The sequence below is a fragment of the Lentzea xerophila genome, from assembly GCF_051094245.1.
GTDB classification, from domain to species: domain Bacteria; phylum Actinomycetota; class Actinomycetes; order Mycobacteriales; family Pseudonocardiaceae; genus Lentzea; species Lentzea xerophila.
This window is the reverse complement of sequence record NZ_CP194934.1, coordinates 7,117,561-7,130,918: the sequence shown is the minus strand read 5'-3', so window position 1 is coordinate 7,130,918 and position 13,358 is coordinate 7,117,561. Positions and strand designations below refer to the sequence as shown.

The following is a 13,358-nucleotide window of genomic DNA, read 5'->3' as shown; positions in this document are numbered from 1 at the left end:
CCGTGCGCGGGCGCGTTGAATTAGCTCTTCCGCACGCAGGGCGGATGAGTTGGCAACTATTTCGGAATTGTTTGTTTGTGGAGGTTCGGGCGGCCTTTGCGTGCTCAGGCGGCCGTTGCGATGACGGGCACGGTGTGGCCCATCGCCCGTGCGTAGAGCGCCTCGAAGCGGTCCAAGGTCGTGGCCAGGGCGTGGTGGGAGATGATTTCGCGGCCGGCGGCGCCCATGCGGGCCCGCATGGGGGCGTCGTGCACGAGGGTGTGCAGGCGCTGGGTGAGCTGGTTGACGTCACCGGGTTCGAACAGCCAGCCGTTGCGGCCGGGGCGGACGAGGTGCGGCAACGCCATGGCGTTGGCGGCGATCACCGGCTTGCCGGCGGCCATCGCCTCCATCGTCGCCAGGCTCTGCAACTCGGCGACACCGGGCATGACGAACAGGTCCGCGCGGGCGTAGATGTCGAGCAGCTCGTCCTCGGAGACGAAGCCGTGGAAGGTGACACGGTCGGTGATCTGCAGGTCGCGGGCCAGCTGCTCCCATTCGGACTTGCAGGTGCCGTCGCCGACGATCTCGCCGACCGCGCCGGGCACGCGGGCCAGTGCGCGCAGGAACTCGTCGACGCGCTTCTCCTCGTCCAGCCGTCCGACGAACAACGCGGTCGGCCGGTCGTTGTGGGTGACCTCGCGCTGGTAGCGGGCGATGTCGATACCGCACGACACCGGCACCGCACGAGCGGGGAAACCACTGTCGTGCAGCAACTGCACGGCACGCGGCGTGGGCGCGGTGACGACGTCGGCGCGGCCGAACACGCGGGCGAGGTCGCGGTAGGCCCACTTGCGGGACAGGCCCTGCAGGAACGCCGGCACGTGCGCGTGGCTGAACAGGTTCTCCGGCATGAAGTGGTTCGTGGCCAGTGTCGGGATGCTCTGCGCGACAGCGGCGTTGAGGACGAACCGGCCGACGACGAAGTGGGCCTGCACGTGCACGACGTCGGGCTTGAGCGACGCGATCAGCTCTTTGGCTTCCTTGGCGGCCTGCCAGGGCAGGCAGAACCGGAAGTCCGGGTAGAACGGCAGCCGGTGCGAGCGCAGCCGGTGCACGGTGACTCCGGGGATCTCCGTGGCCTTGGGCGAGTCGGGGGCGATGACGTGGACGTCGTGGCCCTTCCCGGCCAGGCCGACCGCCAGGCGCTGCGCGAACCGCGCGGCACCGTTGACGTCCGGCGGGAACGTGTCGGCGGCGATGACGACGCGCAGCGCGCTGGAGGTGTTCACGGGAAGCTCCGTTCGAATGGTGTCACGGGCACGAGGTTGACGAGCAAGGGCGAACACGCCGCACACAGCGGCGAGAGCACAGGCGAGCAGCCCGGCACCGGTCCAAATGGACAGATGCGCGGCCTCGCCGAGAAGGAAGGCGCCGATGCCGACCGCGACCAGCGGGTCCACCACGGTCAGGCAGGCGACGGCGAGATGAGGAGGCCCGTCCGCGTAGGCGTGCTGGACCAGCCAGCCACCGACGCCGAGCGAGAGGGCGATGCCGAGCACGGACGCGAGGTGCGAGAGCCCGAAACCGCCCTGCTGCACCGATTGCGAGACAGCGCGCATCAGCACGGACACGTATCCGTAGGTGACGCCACCGGCCGAGGCGAGCGCCACGGCACGAATGCGAGCGCTCGACGTGAGAGCGGCGACCACGCCCGGCACCGCGATCGCGCCGAGGGCAACCAGTCCTGCGGTCAGCTCGGCGTCCGGCGCGACCTGGGTGGCGGTGGCGCTGCCCGAGGCCAGGAGCACGAACGCGCCCACACCCACGGTCGTCAGCAGAATCGCCGGCAGCTCACGGAACCGCCGGTCCAGCAACGCGGTCATCCCCATCGCCAGCACACCGATCGGCTGAACGACCGTCAGCGGCGCCATCCCCAGCGCCGCCGCATGCACCCCGGCACCGGCGATCAGCAGCACGAGCCCGCCCAGCCAGCGGGGATCGCGGACCATGCGGAGCGTCGCACCGGCCACGGCGACCGCGTCGTGCTGCGACCGAGCCGCGAGTGCCAGGCATGCGGCACCGAGCAAAGCGAGGGTGATGGCGACTGGTGTCACGTCATCCGCCTGTGCACACCGGCGATGGCGAAGAGGAGCACGTACAGCGCCACGAACAGCAGTCGTTCGGTCAGCCCGCGCGCGTCGAAACCGGCGAACGAGACGTGGCTGACCAGAAACGCCGCGCTCGAGACGGTCGCCGTGACGGCGATCTTCCTGAGCGCCGGGAACTGCCGTGCGATCAGCAGACCGGCGGCGGGCAGGCACACGAACATCACCGCGCACGCGTACCGGTGCATGTGTCCGGAGAAGGTCGTCGGCTCGCTGGCCGGATCGGTCGGGAAGACCGTCGCGACGGTCAGTCCCGCCGCCCACGCGGCGATCAGCCACCGCGCTGGACCGCCGACGTGGCGCAGCCTCCACACCAGCAGGCCGCTCACCGCGGCCAGTGACAGGGAGGCGGCCGCCAGCCATCCGGTGCCGTTGTCCACGAACACGTAGTCACTGATCACGTCGCTGATCGGGTTGAGCTGTTCCGCCGACACCACGTGCAGGTAGAAGATCGGGACCAGCGACAGCAGCAGGCCGCCGGTGAGCAGTCCTCGCCTGTTCGGCACCACCGCGAGCACGTCAGTCAGTCCCTTGTGGACGTTCGGCGCGCCGCCGCGCGAGCAGCAGGACGGCGAGCACAGCGGCGACCGCGAACAACCCGGCCGAGGTCGCGATGTAGCTGTACACACCGGTGGCGGAGTTGACCGTGTTCCCGCCGACCTCGATGCTCGTGGCGGACAGGACTGCGGCGCCGACGAAGCTCACGCCGACCGAGCCGATCGCGCTCGTGACCGAGACCATGCTCGCGGTCACGCCCTGGCGGTGTGGTGGTGTGAGGACGGACGCCATGTTGTACCCGGTGGCGAGCAGCGATCCCATGCTCAGGTTCACCAGGAAGGCGAAGGAGATGGCGATGGGGAACGAGGACGCGCCGAGGAACATGCCGAGGGTTCCCACCGTGCCCACCAGCACGCCTCCGGCCAGAGCCACGGCCGGGTCGGTGCGGGCCGCGAGCCAGCCCGAGAGCACCCCTCCCGTCATGATTCCGATGGCGGGCAGGCCGAACAGCAGCGCGAGCTCGCCCTGGGCGTCGAGCCCGTAGCCAAGCCCCTGGTCCGCCGAGACCTGGGCGATGAGACTGAGCAGCTGGTCCATGCTCTGCCCCGCACCGGTGGCGAGCACGACCACGAGCAGGGTGAGCACCATCGGCCTGCCGAGGTTCCTGATGTCGATCACAGGCTCGGGAACCCGGCTCGAGACGAGATACCACCGGGTGAGCGCCGCGACGCCGGTACCGAGCAGCGCGATCGCGCCCACGTTGAAATAACCGATGTCCGTTCCGAGGCTGATGTAGCCGAGCACCGCGACGATGCCTCCGCCGAGCAGGAGCGTTCCCGCGATGTCGAGCCGTCCCGGCGCCCTCACAGCCGATTCCGGTACGACGGCACGGATGCAGGTCACCGCGACGATCGCGGACACCGCCGAGAACACGAACACGACCTGGTACCCGAAATCCGCCACGAGCGACTCGAGGTTGACGGCCATCGCGAGCCCCACCACTCCCGCGCAGGTGGTCACCGCACCCACCGCGGTCATCGCGATCCGTGGTGCGCACAGGTCGCGGACGAGCGAGACGGTCAGGAACAGCGAAGCCACCGCGGCGCCCTGCAGCATGCGCCCGATCACCAGGATCCAGAGGTTGGGCGCGACGAGGCAGATCACCGCACCGCAGCAGGCGATGAGCAACGCGATCGTCAGCATCTTGCGTTTGCCGTGGATGTCGGCGCTCTTGCCGAACAGCGGCGCCCACATGGCCCCCGCGAGCATCGCGGTGGAGCCGATCCACGCCGACTGGGTGGTGTCGAAGTGCTCCAGCATCTGCGGCAGGACGAACAGCGGCATGATGATCACCGAGTCCACCGTGACGTTCGCCAGGAGCAACGCGGCGATCTGCCCGACGAGCCGCGGGTTCCACCGCGTATGTGGTGGCCTGCCAGGCGGGGCGGCAGTGCTCATGGTGGTATCCACGGAACTCCTTCGGTGAGGGGATGCGGCACACGCAGACTGCGGAGAAGTGCTCGCTCGTCACCGAATGTAAGAATCGTTCCGACTCGACGGCAATGGCGAAGGGCGCCTTACCGGTGGATTCTCACCAGGTTCCTACCATTCTCAGAGTGAACTTTCGTGCTACGCGTCGATTCGCTCGGCGAGAATCATCGGCAATGGCCGAGATGGGGGAACTGGATGACATGCACCGTGCTGCTCGCCGATGACGACCGGGCGATTCGTGAGTCGCTCGTTCGCGCGCTGGAGCTCGAGGGCTACTCCGTCGTCGACGTCGACGACGGGGTGAAGGCGGTGACCAGCGTCCGCCGGCAGAAGTTCGACGTCCTCATCCTGGACGTGCTGATGCCCGAGCTCGACGGGCTCGGCGTCGTCCGGCTCCTGCGTGCGGAAGGCGATCGGGTGCCGGTGCTGATGCTCACGGCGAGGATCGAGACCTCCGACCGGGTCGCGGGGCTCGACGCGGGCGCCGACGACTACCTGCCCAAGCCCTTCGAGCTCGACGAGCTCCTGGCCCGCCTGCGTGCCTTGCTGCGCAGGGCGGTCCCGGCGGAGGACACCGACGATCGCGTCCTGTCCGCCGGGGCGCTGCGGCTCGATCCCGCGAGCCGGCGCGCGTGGTGGGCGGCGACCGAGCTGAACCTCAGCAAGACCGAGTTCGATCTGCTGGAACTGCTCATGCGCAATGAGGGTGTCGTGCTCGAGCACACGACGATCTACGAACAGATCTGGGGCTTCGACTTCGGCGGGGACTCGAAGAACCTGGCGGTCTACGTCGGTTACCTGCGGCGAAAACTGGCGGCGGCGGGTGCCGCGTCCGTGATCCACACGGTGCGCGGCGTCGGGTACACGGTGCGCCACCCGTGAACCTCGGAACCCGGCTCGCACTCGGCTTCGCACTCGGCGCCGCGTTCGTCGCGGGGGTGGTCGGCGTGCTCGCCTTCAACTCCGCGGTCGAGCGCGTGGTCGGTGAGGTGAACCGCGGCCTGCACACCGCGTCCGTCGCGATCATCGACGGACACGACGTGGTGCTGCACCAGCCGTCGGGCGTTGCCCTCGGCGACGAAGGAGGGGAACGGCCGCCGCCGCTGACCGCGCAGCGCATCGACCCCGGCGGTGGCGTCACACCGCTCGGCGGACGCCCCGTGAACTTCCCGGTCAGCGACGCCGACCGCGCTCTCGCCACCGAATCCGTGCGTGGCGCCACGAACACCGCGGAGGTGATCGTGGGATTCGACACCTACCGGGTGCTGACCACCTCCCTGGGCGACGGTGCCGGTGCGGTGCAGGTCGGGATCGACATCAACCAGTCGCGGCAGGTGATGAGCGGGATGGCCAAGGAGATCGCCGCGCTCGCCCTGCTCGTGACCGCGGTCGCCGCGGGCCTCGGCTGGGTGCTGGCACGCCGGATCACCCGGCGGCTGGTGCGGCTGACCGCGATCGCCGAGGACGTCAGCGCCACCGGTCTGGGTTCCGGTGAGGTCCCGGTGCAGGGGCGGGACGAGGTGGCTCGGCTGTCGTCGTCGTTCAACACCATGCTGCGCAGGCTCGCGGACTCGCGGGAAGCGCAGGAACGACTGATCCAGGACATCGCGCACGAGCTCCGCACACCCCTCACGAGCCTGCGCACCAACGCCCATGTGCTGCCCCGCCTCGACCAGCTCCGGCCGGAGTCCCGCGCGCGTTTGCTCGCCGACGTCGAGGGGGAGACCAGAGAGCTCTCCCACCTCGTCAACGAACTGATCGCCCTGGCACTCGCGAGAGGGACCGACGAGGAGGAGACCGACCTCGATCTCGCCGACGTCGTCCGCAACGCGGTCGCACGGGCACAGCGCCGAACCGAGCGCGAGATCACCATCGACTGCGACGGGACGCGGGTGCGCGGGCAGCGCCTCGCCCTGGAACGCGCGATCGGCAACCTGCTGGAGAACGCCGCGAAGTTCGACACCGACGGCACCGCCCCGATCGACGTCGAGGTTCACGCGGGCACGATCGCCGTGTCGGACCGCGGACCCGGCCTCGGCCCCGACGAGCTCGGCAGGATCTTCGACCGGTTCTACCGCGCGGACACCTCGCGGTCACTACCCGGTTCCGGGCTCGGCCTGGCCATCGTGGCCGGCATCGCCGAGGCCCACGGCGGCACCACCTTCGCCAGGAACCGGGCCGGCGGCGGAGCGACGATCGGCTTCACCATCGCCACCAGCCGGCTCCTGCCCGGGTACTGACACCGGACGCGTTCGGACTACCTGACGACGTCGTCCATCACCGCACCGGTGAGGTCGGCGTCGGTGAAGTCGGCGCCGCGGATGTTGGCGTGGGACAGGTTCGCTCCCGCGAGGTGGGCGCGGCGGAAGTCGGCATCGGTCAGCGTGGCACCGGAGAAGTTCACGCCGGTGAGGTCGGCGTCGGCGAACCGGGCGCGCAACGCCTGCGCGTTGCTCAGGTCGGCGTGACTCAGGTCGGCGTCGGTGAACTTCGCGTGAGCGAGGACGGCCGACGTCAGCCGCACGCCCACGAGACTGGCACCGGAGAAGTCCGCATCGGTGAGGTCGGTCTGCGCGAGGTCGGCGTCGCGCAGGTCCGCACTGGTCAGGTCGATGTGGAGCCGTTCCCAGTGGTGGTCGTTGCGGCCGTTCGCGTCGACCAGCGTCGAGATGTGGCGGTGCAGGATGCGTTGAGCGGTAAGGCGAACCTGCTGTTCCTGCAGGCGGCGCTCGTACACCTCCTGGTCCTGCCCCACCGCGGGCGCGGTGTGCGGCATGCGCAGGTACGCGCAGATCACGTTCACGATCGTCGCCCGCTGGTCGGGCGCGCCGATGCCCACGCGCTCCAGCGCGTACAGCCCGGCGAGCCGGACCGGCGCCTTATCGCTGCCGAGCTGGTCGGCGGCTTTCGTGTACAGCTCGGTGATGCGCCGCTCGGCGGCGTCGAGCTGGATGGCCGCGTCGGCCTGCAACTGACGCCCCAGCTCCAGCTCGGTCGAGCGCTGCTTGCGCGCGGCGAGCCACAACGCGACCAGACCTCCCGTCGCCACGACGATCGTGCCGGCGACCTTGATCGCTTCGAGTCGTGCGCGGGTGGACGGGCGGTCGTCGCCGAACTGCCACAGCAGCACGGTGGTGCACACCGTCGCGATGGCGAGCAGCACGACGCCGATGAGCACGATGGCCCTGTTGCTGAGGGCGGTGCCTCGCGCACTCTTCATGGATCATTAGTGACAGATCGAAGCCGGGATGTCACGGTGGGCATCATGGGGATTTTCGGGCGCTGGGCGGTGACCAGGCTTCGGGAGCGGGCGAGCAGCAAGCAGCGGCTGTTCGAGGCGTGCATCAGGTCGGGCGACGCCGCCGGTGCACTGCGGCACAGTCAGCAGCAGGAAAACGCGATCACCGAGCTCACCGCCCGTGAGCCGCACGAGAAGTTCCATTTGTTCTTGCTGGCGGGCGTTTTCTACAACCGCGCGACCGTGCTCGACGCCATCGGCCGCGGCAGCGACGCCGTCGCGGCCGCACGCAGCGCGGTGCGGACGTACACGAACTTCGACCCCGCGGCCGGTTCTCCCGGTGCCGTCGAACGTCAGCTGCGCGAGATGCGCTCGGACGCCGTCGCGGCCGAGACCCTCATCGCCCACACCGCCGACGCGCGTGCCCGGCTCGCCCGGCTGCTCGCCAAGTACGAGGGCAGGGCGCAGGCCGAAGCGGTGCACCGGCACGGCAAAGCCGCGATCGAGACGTACGAGGCGCTGCTGCGGTACGGCGACGAGACGACGTGGGCCGACGTCGACCGGGTCGTCGCCCAGTACGAGGCGGCCAAAGAACATCTGCGCTGATGCCGCTCCGAAAGTCGATCGACGGCCTCATCGCCACCGCCGCCGGCCATGCCGCCAGGGGTGACTTCCGCCGTGCGCTGAAGGTCAACCGCAGCGCGCTCGACCTGCTCGACCGCACGGTGCGCGCCGATCCCACCGGTGTCGCCAGGATCGCGAACCAGCCCGCGGCCGCTCGTCTGCACTACGACCAGGTGTTGTTGCACCACAACCTCAATGACGGCGCACGAGCCGTCCAGGCCGCCCGGACCGCCGAGTTCCTCTACACCGACATCGATCCCACCCACGGCGATCCGGACCAGGTCGAGGCGACGGTCAGGGACTTCCGGCGCCGCCATCCCGGCAGCGTCGACGAGTTCGAGGAACTCATCGGCAACGCGGCGAACTCGCGGTCCCAGCTCGCGTGGATGCTCGCGTGCCATCAGGGCGCTCCTGCGAGGGAAACCGTCGAACGGCTCGGCTCCAGTGCCATCCGGACTTACGAGCACCTCCTCCTCGTCAGCCGCACCTACGGACCCGACGACCTGCGCCTGGTCACCGCGCAGGTCGCGCAGGCGTACGAACTGCTTCGCCGCTGACGCGTCGCCTGCCGCTGCCGCGCTTCCCGCTCGACCGCGTCGCCGACGCGCACCGGGCCGTCGAGGACGGTGCCGTCGGCAAGGTGCTGATCGACCTGCCGGCATGAAAGCGACCCGTTCGTCGACCCAGGTCGTGACGGGCGGTTTACAGCCCGTCACAGCGGGTATCAGTGCCGCGGATGGTCCGCGACGAGGAGGTTCGATGCCGAACCGCGACGGGATCGCGCAGCCGTGGGGTGCCAGGACGCCGTACGGGCCAGGAGAGGCCTGGCCGGTGCGGGTGGACATGCACCTGGCCGACGGGGTGAGTGCCGCGGACGTCGAGCACTGGGTGCCCTCGGCCTCGATCCTGCACTCCAACGGTGACGGCATGGACATCGCGGTCAAGGGTGCCCGGATCGTCGGGGTCCGCGGCCGGGCCGACGACCGGGTCAACCACGGCCGGCTGGATCCCAAGGACCTGTTCGGGTGGCAGGCCAACAACTCGCCGGACCGGCTGACCACGCCGCTGGTCCGCGAGAACGGGCGCCTGGTGGAGTCCACCTGGGACGAGGCGATGACCCGGATCGTGGAGCGCAGCAAGGATCTCCTGCGCGAGCAGGGTGCCAGCGCGATCGGTTTCTACACCAGCGGGCAGTTGTTCTCCGAGGAGTACTACACGCTCGCCGCGATCGGGCACGGCGCGATCGGCACCAACCACATGGATGGCAACACGCGGTTGTGCACGGCGACCGCGGCGGAGGCGTTGAAGGAGTCGTTCGGCTGCGACGGGCAGCCCGGCTCCTACACCGACATCGACCACGCCGACGTGATCGCCCTGTTCGGGCACAACGCCGCCGAGACGCAGGCGGTGCTGTGGAGCCGGATCCTCGACCGGCTGGCCGGTCCGAACCCGCCGCAGGTGCTGTGCGTGGACCCGCGCCTCACGCCGGTCGCGCGTGCGGCCACGGTGCACCTCGCGCCGTTGCCCGGCACGAACCTCGCGTTGATGAACGGGCTGTTGCACGAGATCATCGCCCACGACTGGGTCGATCACGACTACATCGACCGGTGCACCGTCGGCTTCGACGAGCTCGTCACGCAGGTCCAGTCCTGCACACCGGAAAAGGTGGCCGGTATCTGTGGTGTGCCGGCCGACCAGATCCGCCGCGCACCGCCGAGGTGCTCGGCGGTGCGCGGCGGCTGCTGTCCACGGTTTTGCAGGGCTTCTACCAGTCGCACCAGGCCACGGCCGCGCGAACTGACCGTCCACCGGCCCGAACCAGGCTTGCTGCTGCTGGCAGATCTGCGCCGGCTGCACCGCAAGGCCGCGGGCGTCTCCCCGGACTGGGAACTGCTCGCCCAGGGTGCCCAGGCGGCCAAGAAGACCGACCTGCTCGCCCTGGCCGAACGCTGCCACCCGGAAACGCTGCGCCAGCTCAAGTGGACCAACGCCACGCTCAAGGTCCTCTCGCCGCAGATCCTCGTCAGCTGACCGAAGCGGGCTTACTCGGGCCGGAACACCACCCACGTGTACGCGGTGTAGTTCCACAGCACCCCGGCGGACAGACCGGCGAGCTTCGGACCCGCCACGGCCGGCACCGGCCCCAGCCCGTCGAACGCCCCGGTGGTCAGGCCGATCACCACAGGCTGCAGGACCCACAGCCCGAACGAGGTGAGCAGCACGAAGAGCACGGCCTGCGTCCGCACCGAACCCGGCCGCGCGCGGAAGGTGAACGACCGGTTGAGGGTGAAGCTCAACGCCATGCCCGCCGACGTGGAGGCCAGGTTCGCCGCGAACGAGGGCACGCCCGCCAGAGCGAGCAGGGTGTAGCCGGCCAGGTCGGTGATCGTGTTGAGGACACCGACCAGGCCGAACCGGAACCAGGTCGCCTCTCCCGCCGTCCTCCGGCTCACCTGACCAGGCTGCCGTCGGTCGCGGCCGGCTTCTCGGTCGCTTTCGGGCGAGTCCGTTGCTCAGGGGGCGTTATCGGGCACTCGCGCCGGCTCGCGGCCGTGCGCACGGACGCGACGGTGTAGAGCGGTCTGCCCTGTGAATGGGCGTAGATCCGTCCTATGTAGCTGCCCAGCACGCCCTGCATGGTGATCTGGATGCCGCCGAGGAAGAACATCGCCATCGTGGTGAACGCCCATCCCGGCACCGCCGTCTCGGGCGTGAGGACCTTCACCGCCGCCACGTAGAGGATGCCGAGGAAGCTCAGGAACGAGATCAGGTAGCCGAGTCTGCTGATCAGTCTCAGCGGCGCGACGGAGAAGCCCAGGATGCCGTCGGCGGCGAAGCGCAGCATCGTGCTCAACGAGTAGCCGGTCACGCCGGCGTACCGCTCGTCCCGGTCGAACAGCACGCCGGTCTGCCGGAACCCGAGGTAGCTGATCAGGCCGCGCAGGAACCGGTCCCGTTCGCGGAACCTGCGCAGCTCGTCCACCACCCTCCGGTCCAGCAGCCGGAAGTCGCCGGTGTCGCGCGGGATGTCGATGCAGGCGACCTTGCGCAGGAACCAGTAGAACGTGCCGGCGGTGACCTTCTTGAACGTGGTGTCCCGCCGCGAGCGGCGTTGGGCGTACACGACGTCGTACCCCTGCCGCCACTTGTCGATCAGCTCCAGACTCACCCGTGGCGGGTCCTGGAGATCGCTGTCCATGATGATCACGGCGTCCGCGTCGGCGAGGTCGAGTCCCGCCGTGACCGCCGTCTGGTGCCCGAAGTTGCGAGCCAGTTCGACCACGGTCACTCGGTCGTCGGCGTCGGCGAGCGTCCGCAGCCGGGCGTGCGAGTCGTCCGTGCTGCCGTCGTCGACGTAGATGAACGTGAACCGGTACCGGCCGGCGAGGGGCGCGGTCACCTGGGACACCGTGCGGTGCAGCGGTCCGATGTTCTCGGCCTCGTTGTAGACGGGAAAGACGTAGGTGATCGTGCTTGCCTTTCCTGGTGGTGCTGGCTCAACGGTCACTGGGCAACAGTCCTTTGTGGTCATGACGTGGTCGCCGGACGACAGCGTGCGGTGGGCGCCCGTGCCGGGAACACGGGCGCCCACACGCGGATCAGGGTTCTGTCTGCTCCAACTTCACCCACCGCCGATGAGCGGCAGGGTGGTCACGCGCCCGCCTTCGTCAGCGTCCAGCTCTGGTTGGCCTGGCCGTGGCACTCGTGGTACGCGATCACCTCGGCGCTGACGTGCACTCCGCCGCTGGCGTCGAGGCAGCTGTACGGGTCGGTGCTCCTGATGGCGCCCGGCTTGGTGGGATCCAGTTCCCAGACCTGGCCGCGGGAGTCGCCGCAGTCCCTGACGCCGACCGCGAAGATGCCGCCACCGCCGGCGCCCGCGGTCAGGCACTTCCCGGTCTCGGGGTTGGTGATGCGGTACTTGCCGCCACCCAGGTCGGTCAGCTCCCACCGCTGGGCCGCGCTGTCGGTCTTCTTCGCCAGGTGCGTCCCGGTGGTACCGGTTTCGAGGGCCAGGCTGTCGTCGCCGGACGGCTGGATCAGGTAGACCGAGGTGGTGCCCCTGGCCGCCAGGGAGTGGTACAGACCGCCGCTGAGGCTGGTGATGCCCAGCAGGTTGTCACCGCCGAGGATCTGGGTCACCCTGGGGTGGTTCTGGGTGCCGCCGGAACTGCCGATCCCCAGCTGCGACCGGTCGTTCAGGCCCCACGACGACACCAGCCCGTCGGTCGACGCCGCCAGCGCGTGGTAGTGGCCGGCGGCGATCGTCCGCACGTTCTCCATGGTGCCCGCACCGCCGCAGCCATCGGTCGAGCACACCCTGGTCGGTGTGCCGGTGTTCTGGTAGGAGCCGATGCCGAGCTGGCCGAAGTTGTTCTGGCCCCAGGTGTGCACCGCGCCGTCCTCGGTGAGCGCCATGCTGAACCGCACGCCCGCTGCGACCGACTTCGCCTTCGCGTGGAGTGCGACCGATTGCGGCGACCAGTAGTTGACGCCCTCCATCTTGCCGTTGCCGATCTGGCCCTGGCCGTTGTGGCCCCACGTCACCACCGAGCCGTCCTCGAGGATCGCGATGCTGTGGTACGCGCCCGCCGCGATGGCCTTGGCCTTGCCGGGGTGTGGCAGCACGACCCGTTGCGGAGTCCGGTAGACGCCGCCGGGCGTGCCGATGCCGAGCTGTCCCTCGACGTTGCTGCCCCAGGAGAGCACGGTGCCGTTCTCCAGCAACGCGAGGCTGTGCGCGTAACCGCCCGCGACCGCCTTGGCGCCACCCGCGCACGCCGCACCCCTGGTCGACCGGCACATCACCTGGGGCCGGTTCTTCTCCACCTCGTCGCCCGTGCCGAGCTTGCCCCAGCCGTTCCAGCCCCAGGTGGCCACCGAGCCGTCCTGGAGGATGGCCATGCTGTGGCTGTACCCGGCGGCGATGCCCTTGGCTCCGGTCAGGTCGGTACACCCGGAACTGGACCCCGGCGCGCAGACGTGGCGGGGCAGCTCGTTGCCGCCCGTCGTGCCGATGCCCAGGCGGCCGTTGGCGTTGTAACCCCACGCCCAGACGGTGCCGTCGGTGGTCATCGCCAGGCTGTGGTACTCGCCGGCGGCGACGGTCTTGGCCTTGGTGAACGGGTTGGACGAACCGCAGTTGCCGCCGACGCAGACCTGCGTCGCACCGTTGAAGTCCTGCCAGGTCGGCCGATCCTGCCCGGACTGCAGGACATCGTTGTCTCCCCACGCGACCACCGCGTCCGGTGCCTGATTGGTCGCGTGCGCGGGCGCGGTGAGCAGAGCGAGCGCCAGTGCTGCCACCGAGGTGACGGCGAGCAGAGGTGTTCGGAGGATCTTCGGCTTCATCGTTTTCC

At 69.6% G+C, this 13,358-nt stretch carries 12 protein-coding genes; 5 read left to right on the top strand and 7 right to left on the bottom strand.

Annotated elements, in window-relative coordinates; translation table 11 throughout:
- Window positions 1–104: 104 nt before the first annotated feature.
- The 3 genes from ACRSBM_RS33990 to ACRSBM_RS33980 are packed head-to-tail and all read right to left on the bottom strand — an operon-like array spanning window position 105 to window position 4,103.
- The gene (locus ACRSBM_RS33990) at window positions 105–2,096 is read right to left on the bottom strand and encodes a glycosyltransferase (protein ID WP_434449998.1); all 1,992 of its coding nucleotides are present in this window, start codon (window positions 2,094–2,096) and stop codon (window positions 105–107) included.
- Window positions 2,093–2,665, bottom strand: a complete 573-nt coding sequence (locus ACRSBM_RS33985) for a DUF998 domain-containing protein (RefSeq protein WP_434449997.1) — start codon at window positions 2,663–2,665, stop codon at window positions 2,093–2,095. Before ACRSBM_RS33985 ends, ACRSBM_RS33990 begins: the two co-directional genes overlap by 4 nt.
- Window position 2,666: 1 nt before the next feature.
- A complete protein-coding gene (locus tag ACRSBM_RS33980; RefSeq protein WP_434449995.1) occupies window positions 2,667–4,103 on the bottom strand; it encodes an MFS transporter in 1,437 nt (478 codons plus the stop codon).
- Window positions 4,104–4,331: 228 nt separating this feature from the next.
- Here ACRSBM_RS33980 and ACRSBM_RS33975 point away from each other — a divergent pair, with 228 nt between their 5' ends.
- Window positions 4,332–5,018 carry a response regulator transcription factor gene (locus tag ACRSBM_RS33975; RefSeq protein ID WP_434449993.1) on the top strand — a complete coding sequence of 229 codons (687 nt, stop codon included), beginning with the start codon at window positions 4,332–4,334 and terminating at the stop codon, window positions 5,016–5,018.
- Window positions 5,015–6,376: an ATP-binding protein gene (locus ACRSBM_RS33970; protein ID WP_434449991.1), complete on the top strand. Its 1,362-nt coding sequence runs from the start codon at window positions 5,015–5,017 to the stop codon at window positions 6,374–6,376. The genes ACRSBM_RS33975 and ACRSBM_RS33970 overlap by 4 nt, the downstream gene beginning before the upstream one ends.
- Before the next feature lie 17 nt (window positions 6,377–6,393).
- On the opposite strand, the gene ACRSBM_RS33965 is transcribed toward ACRSBM_RS33970, so the two are convergent.
- Window positions 6,394–7,356, bottom strand: a complete 963-nt coding sequence (locus tag ACRSBM_RS33965) for a pentapeptide repeat-containing protein (protein WP_434449989.1) — start codon at window positions 7,354–7,356, stop codon at window positions 6,394–6,396.
- Window positions 7,357–7,401: 45 nt separating this feature from the next.
- Between ACRSBM_RS33965 and ACRSBM_RS33960 the strand changes: the two genes are divergently transcribed.
- The 3 genes from ACRSBM_RS33960 (at window position 7,402) to ACRSBM_RS33950 (ending at window position 10,029) form a co-directional block, all read left to right on the top strand.
- Window positions 7,402–7,980 (top strand): hypothetical protein, encoded by a 579-nt coding sequence (locus ACRSBM_RS33960; RefSeq protein WP_434449988.1) that lies wholly within the window; start codon window positions 7,402–7,404, stop codon window positions 7,978–7,980.
- Entirely contained in the window at window positions 7,980–8,555 is a 576-nt protein-coding gene (locus ACRSBM_RS33955; protein ID WP_434449986.1) for a hypothetical protein, read from the top strand. The genes ACRSBM_RS33960 and ACRSBM_RS33955 overlap by 1 nt, the downstream gene beginning before the upstream one ends.
- Window positions 8,556–8,757: 202 nt before the next feature.
- Window positions 8,758–10,029 carry a molybdopterin-dependent oxidoreductase gene (locus ACRSBM_RS33950; protein ID WP_434449984.1) on the top strand — a complete coding sequence of 424 codons (1,272 nt, stop codon included), beginning with the start codon at window positions 8,758–8,760 and terminating at the stop codon, window positions 10,027–10,029.
- 11 nt (window positions 10,030–10,040) lie between these two features.
- Here the strand turns inward: ACRSBM_RS33950 and ACRSBM_RS33945 are convergent, their stop codons facing one another.
- The 3 genes from ACRSBM_RS33945 to ACRSBM_RS33935 all read right to left on the bottom strand — a co-directional run bounded on the left by ACRSBM_RS33945 (window position 10,041) and on the right by ACRSBM_RS33935 (window position 13,350).
- Window positions 10,041–10,451, bottom strand: coding sequence for a GtrA family protein (locus ACRSBM_RS33945; protein ID WP_434449982.1), 411 nt, complete (start codon window positions 10,449–10,451; stop codon window positions 10,041–10,043).
- Window positions 10,448–11,506, bottom strand: a complete 1,059-nt coding sequence (locus ACRSBM_RS33940) for a glycosyltransferase family 2 protein (RefSeq protein WP_434449980.1) — start codon at window positions 11,504–11,506, stop codon at window positions 10,448–10,450. Before ACRSBM_RS33940 ends, ACRSBM_RS33945 begins: the two co-directional genes overlap by 4 nt.
- A 143-nt stretch (window positions 11,507–11,649) precedes the next feature.
- Window positions 11,650–13,350 carry an RICIN domain-containing protein gene (locus ACRSBM_RS33935; protein WP_434449978.1) on the bottom strand — a complete coding sequence of 567 codons (1,701 nt, stop codon included), beginning with the start codon at window positions 13,348–13,350 and terminating at the stop codon, window positions 11,650–11,652.
- Window positions 13,351–13,358: the final 8 nt, after the last annotated feature.

Bases quoted from the DNA above. Each gene is read 5' to 3' on its own strand.
- ACRSBM_RS33980 (WP_434449995.1), bottom strand. From the start codon at position 4,103: ATGAGCACTGCCGCCCCGCCTGGCAGGCCACCACATACGCGGTGGAAC.
- ACRSBM_RS33975 (WP_434449993.1), top strand. From the start codon at position 4,332: ATGACATGCACCGTGCTGCTCGCCGATGACGACCGGGCGATTCGTGAG.
- ACRSBM_RS33965 (WP_434449989.1), bottom strand. From the start codon at position 7,356: ATGAAGAGTGCGCGAGGCACCGCCCTCAGCAACAGGGCCATCGTGCTC.
- ACRSBM_RS33960 (WP_434449988.1), top strand. From the start codon at position 7,402: ATGGGGATTTTCGGGCGCTGGGCGGTGACCAGGCTTCGGGAGCGGGCG.
- ACRSBM_RS33955 (WP_434449986.1), top strand. From the start codon at position 7,980: ATGCCGCTCCGAAAGTCGATCGACGGCCTCATCGCCACCGCCGCCGGC.
- ACRSBM_RS33950 (WP_434449984.1), top strand. From the start codon at position 8,758: ATGCCGAACCGCGACGGGATCGCGCAGCCGTGGGGTGCCAGGACGCCG.
- ACRSBM_RS33935 (WP_434449978.1), bottom strand. From the start codon at position 13,350: ATGAAGCCGAAGATCCTCCGAACACCTCTGCTCGCCGTCACCTCGGTG.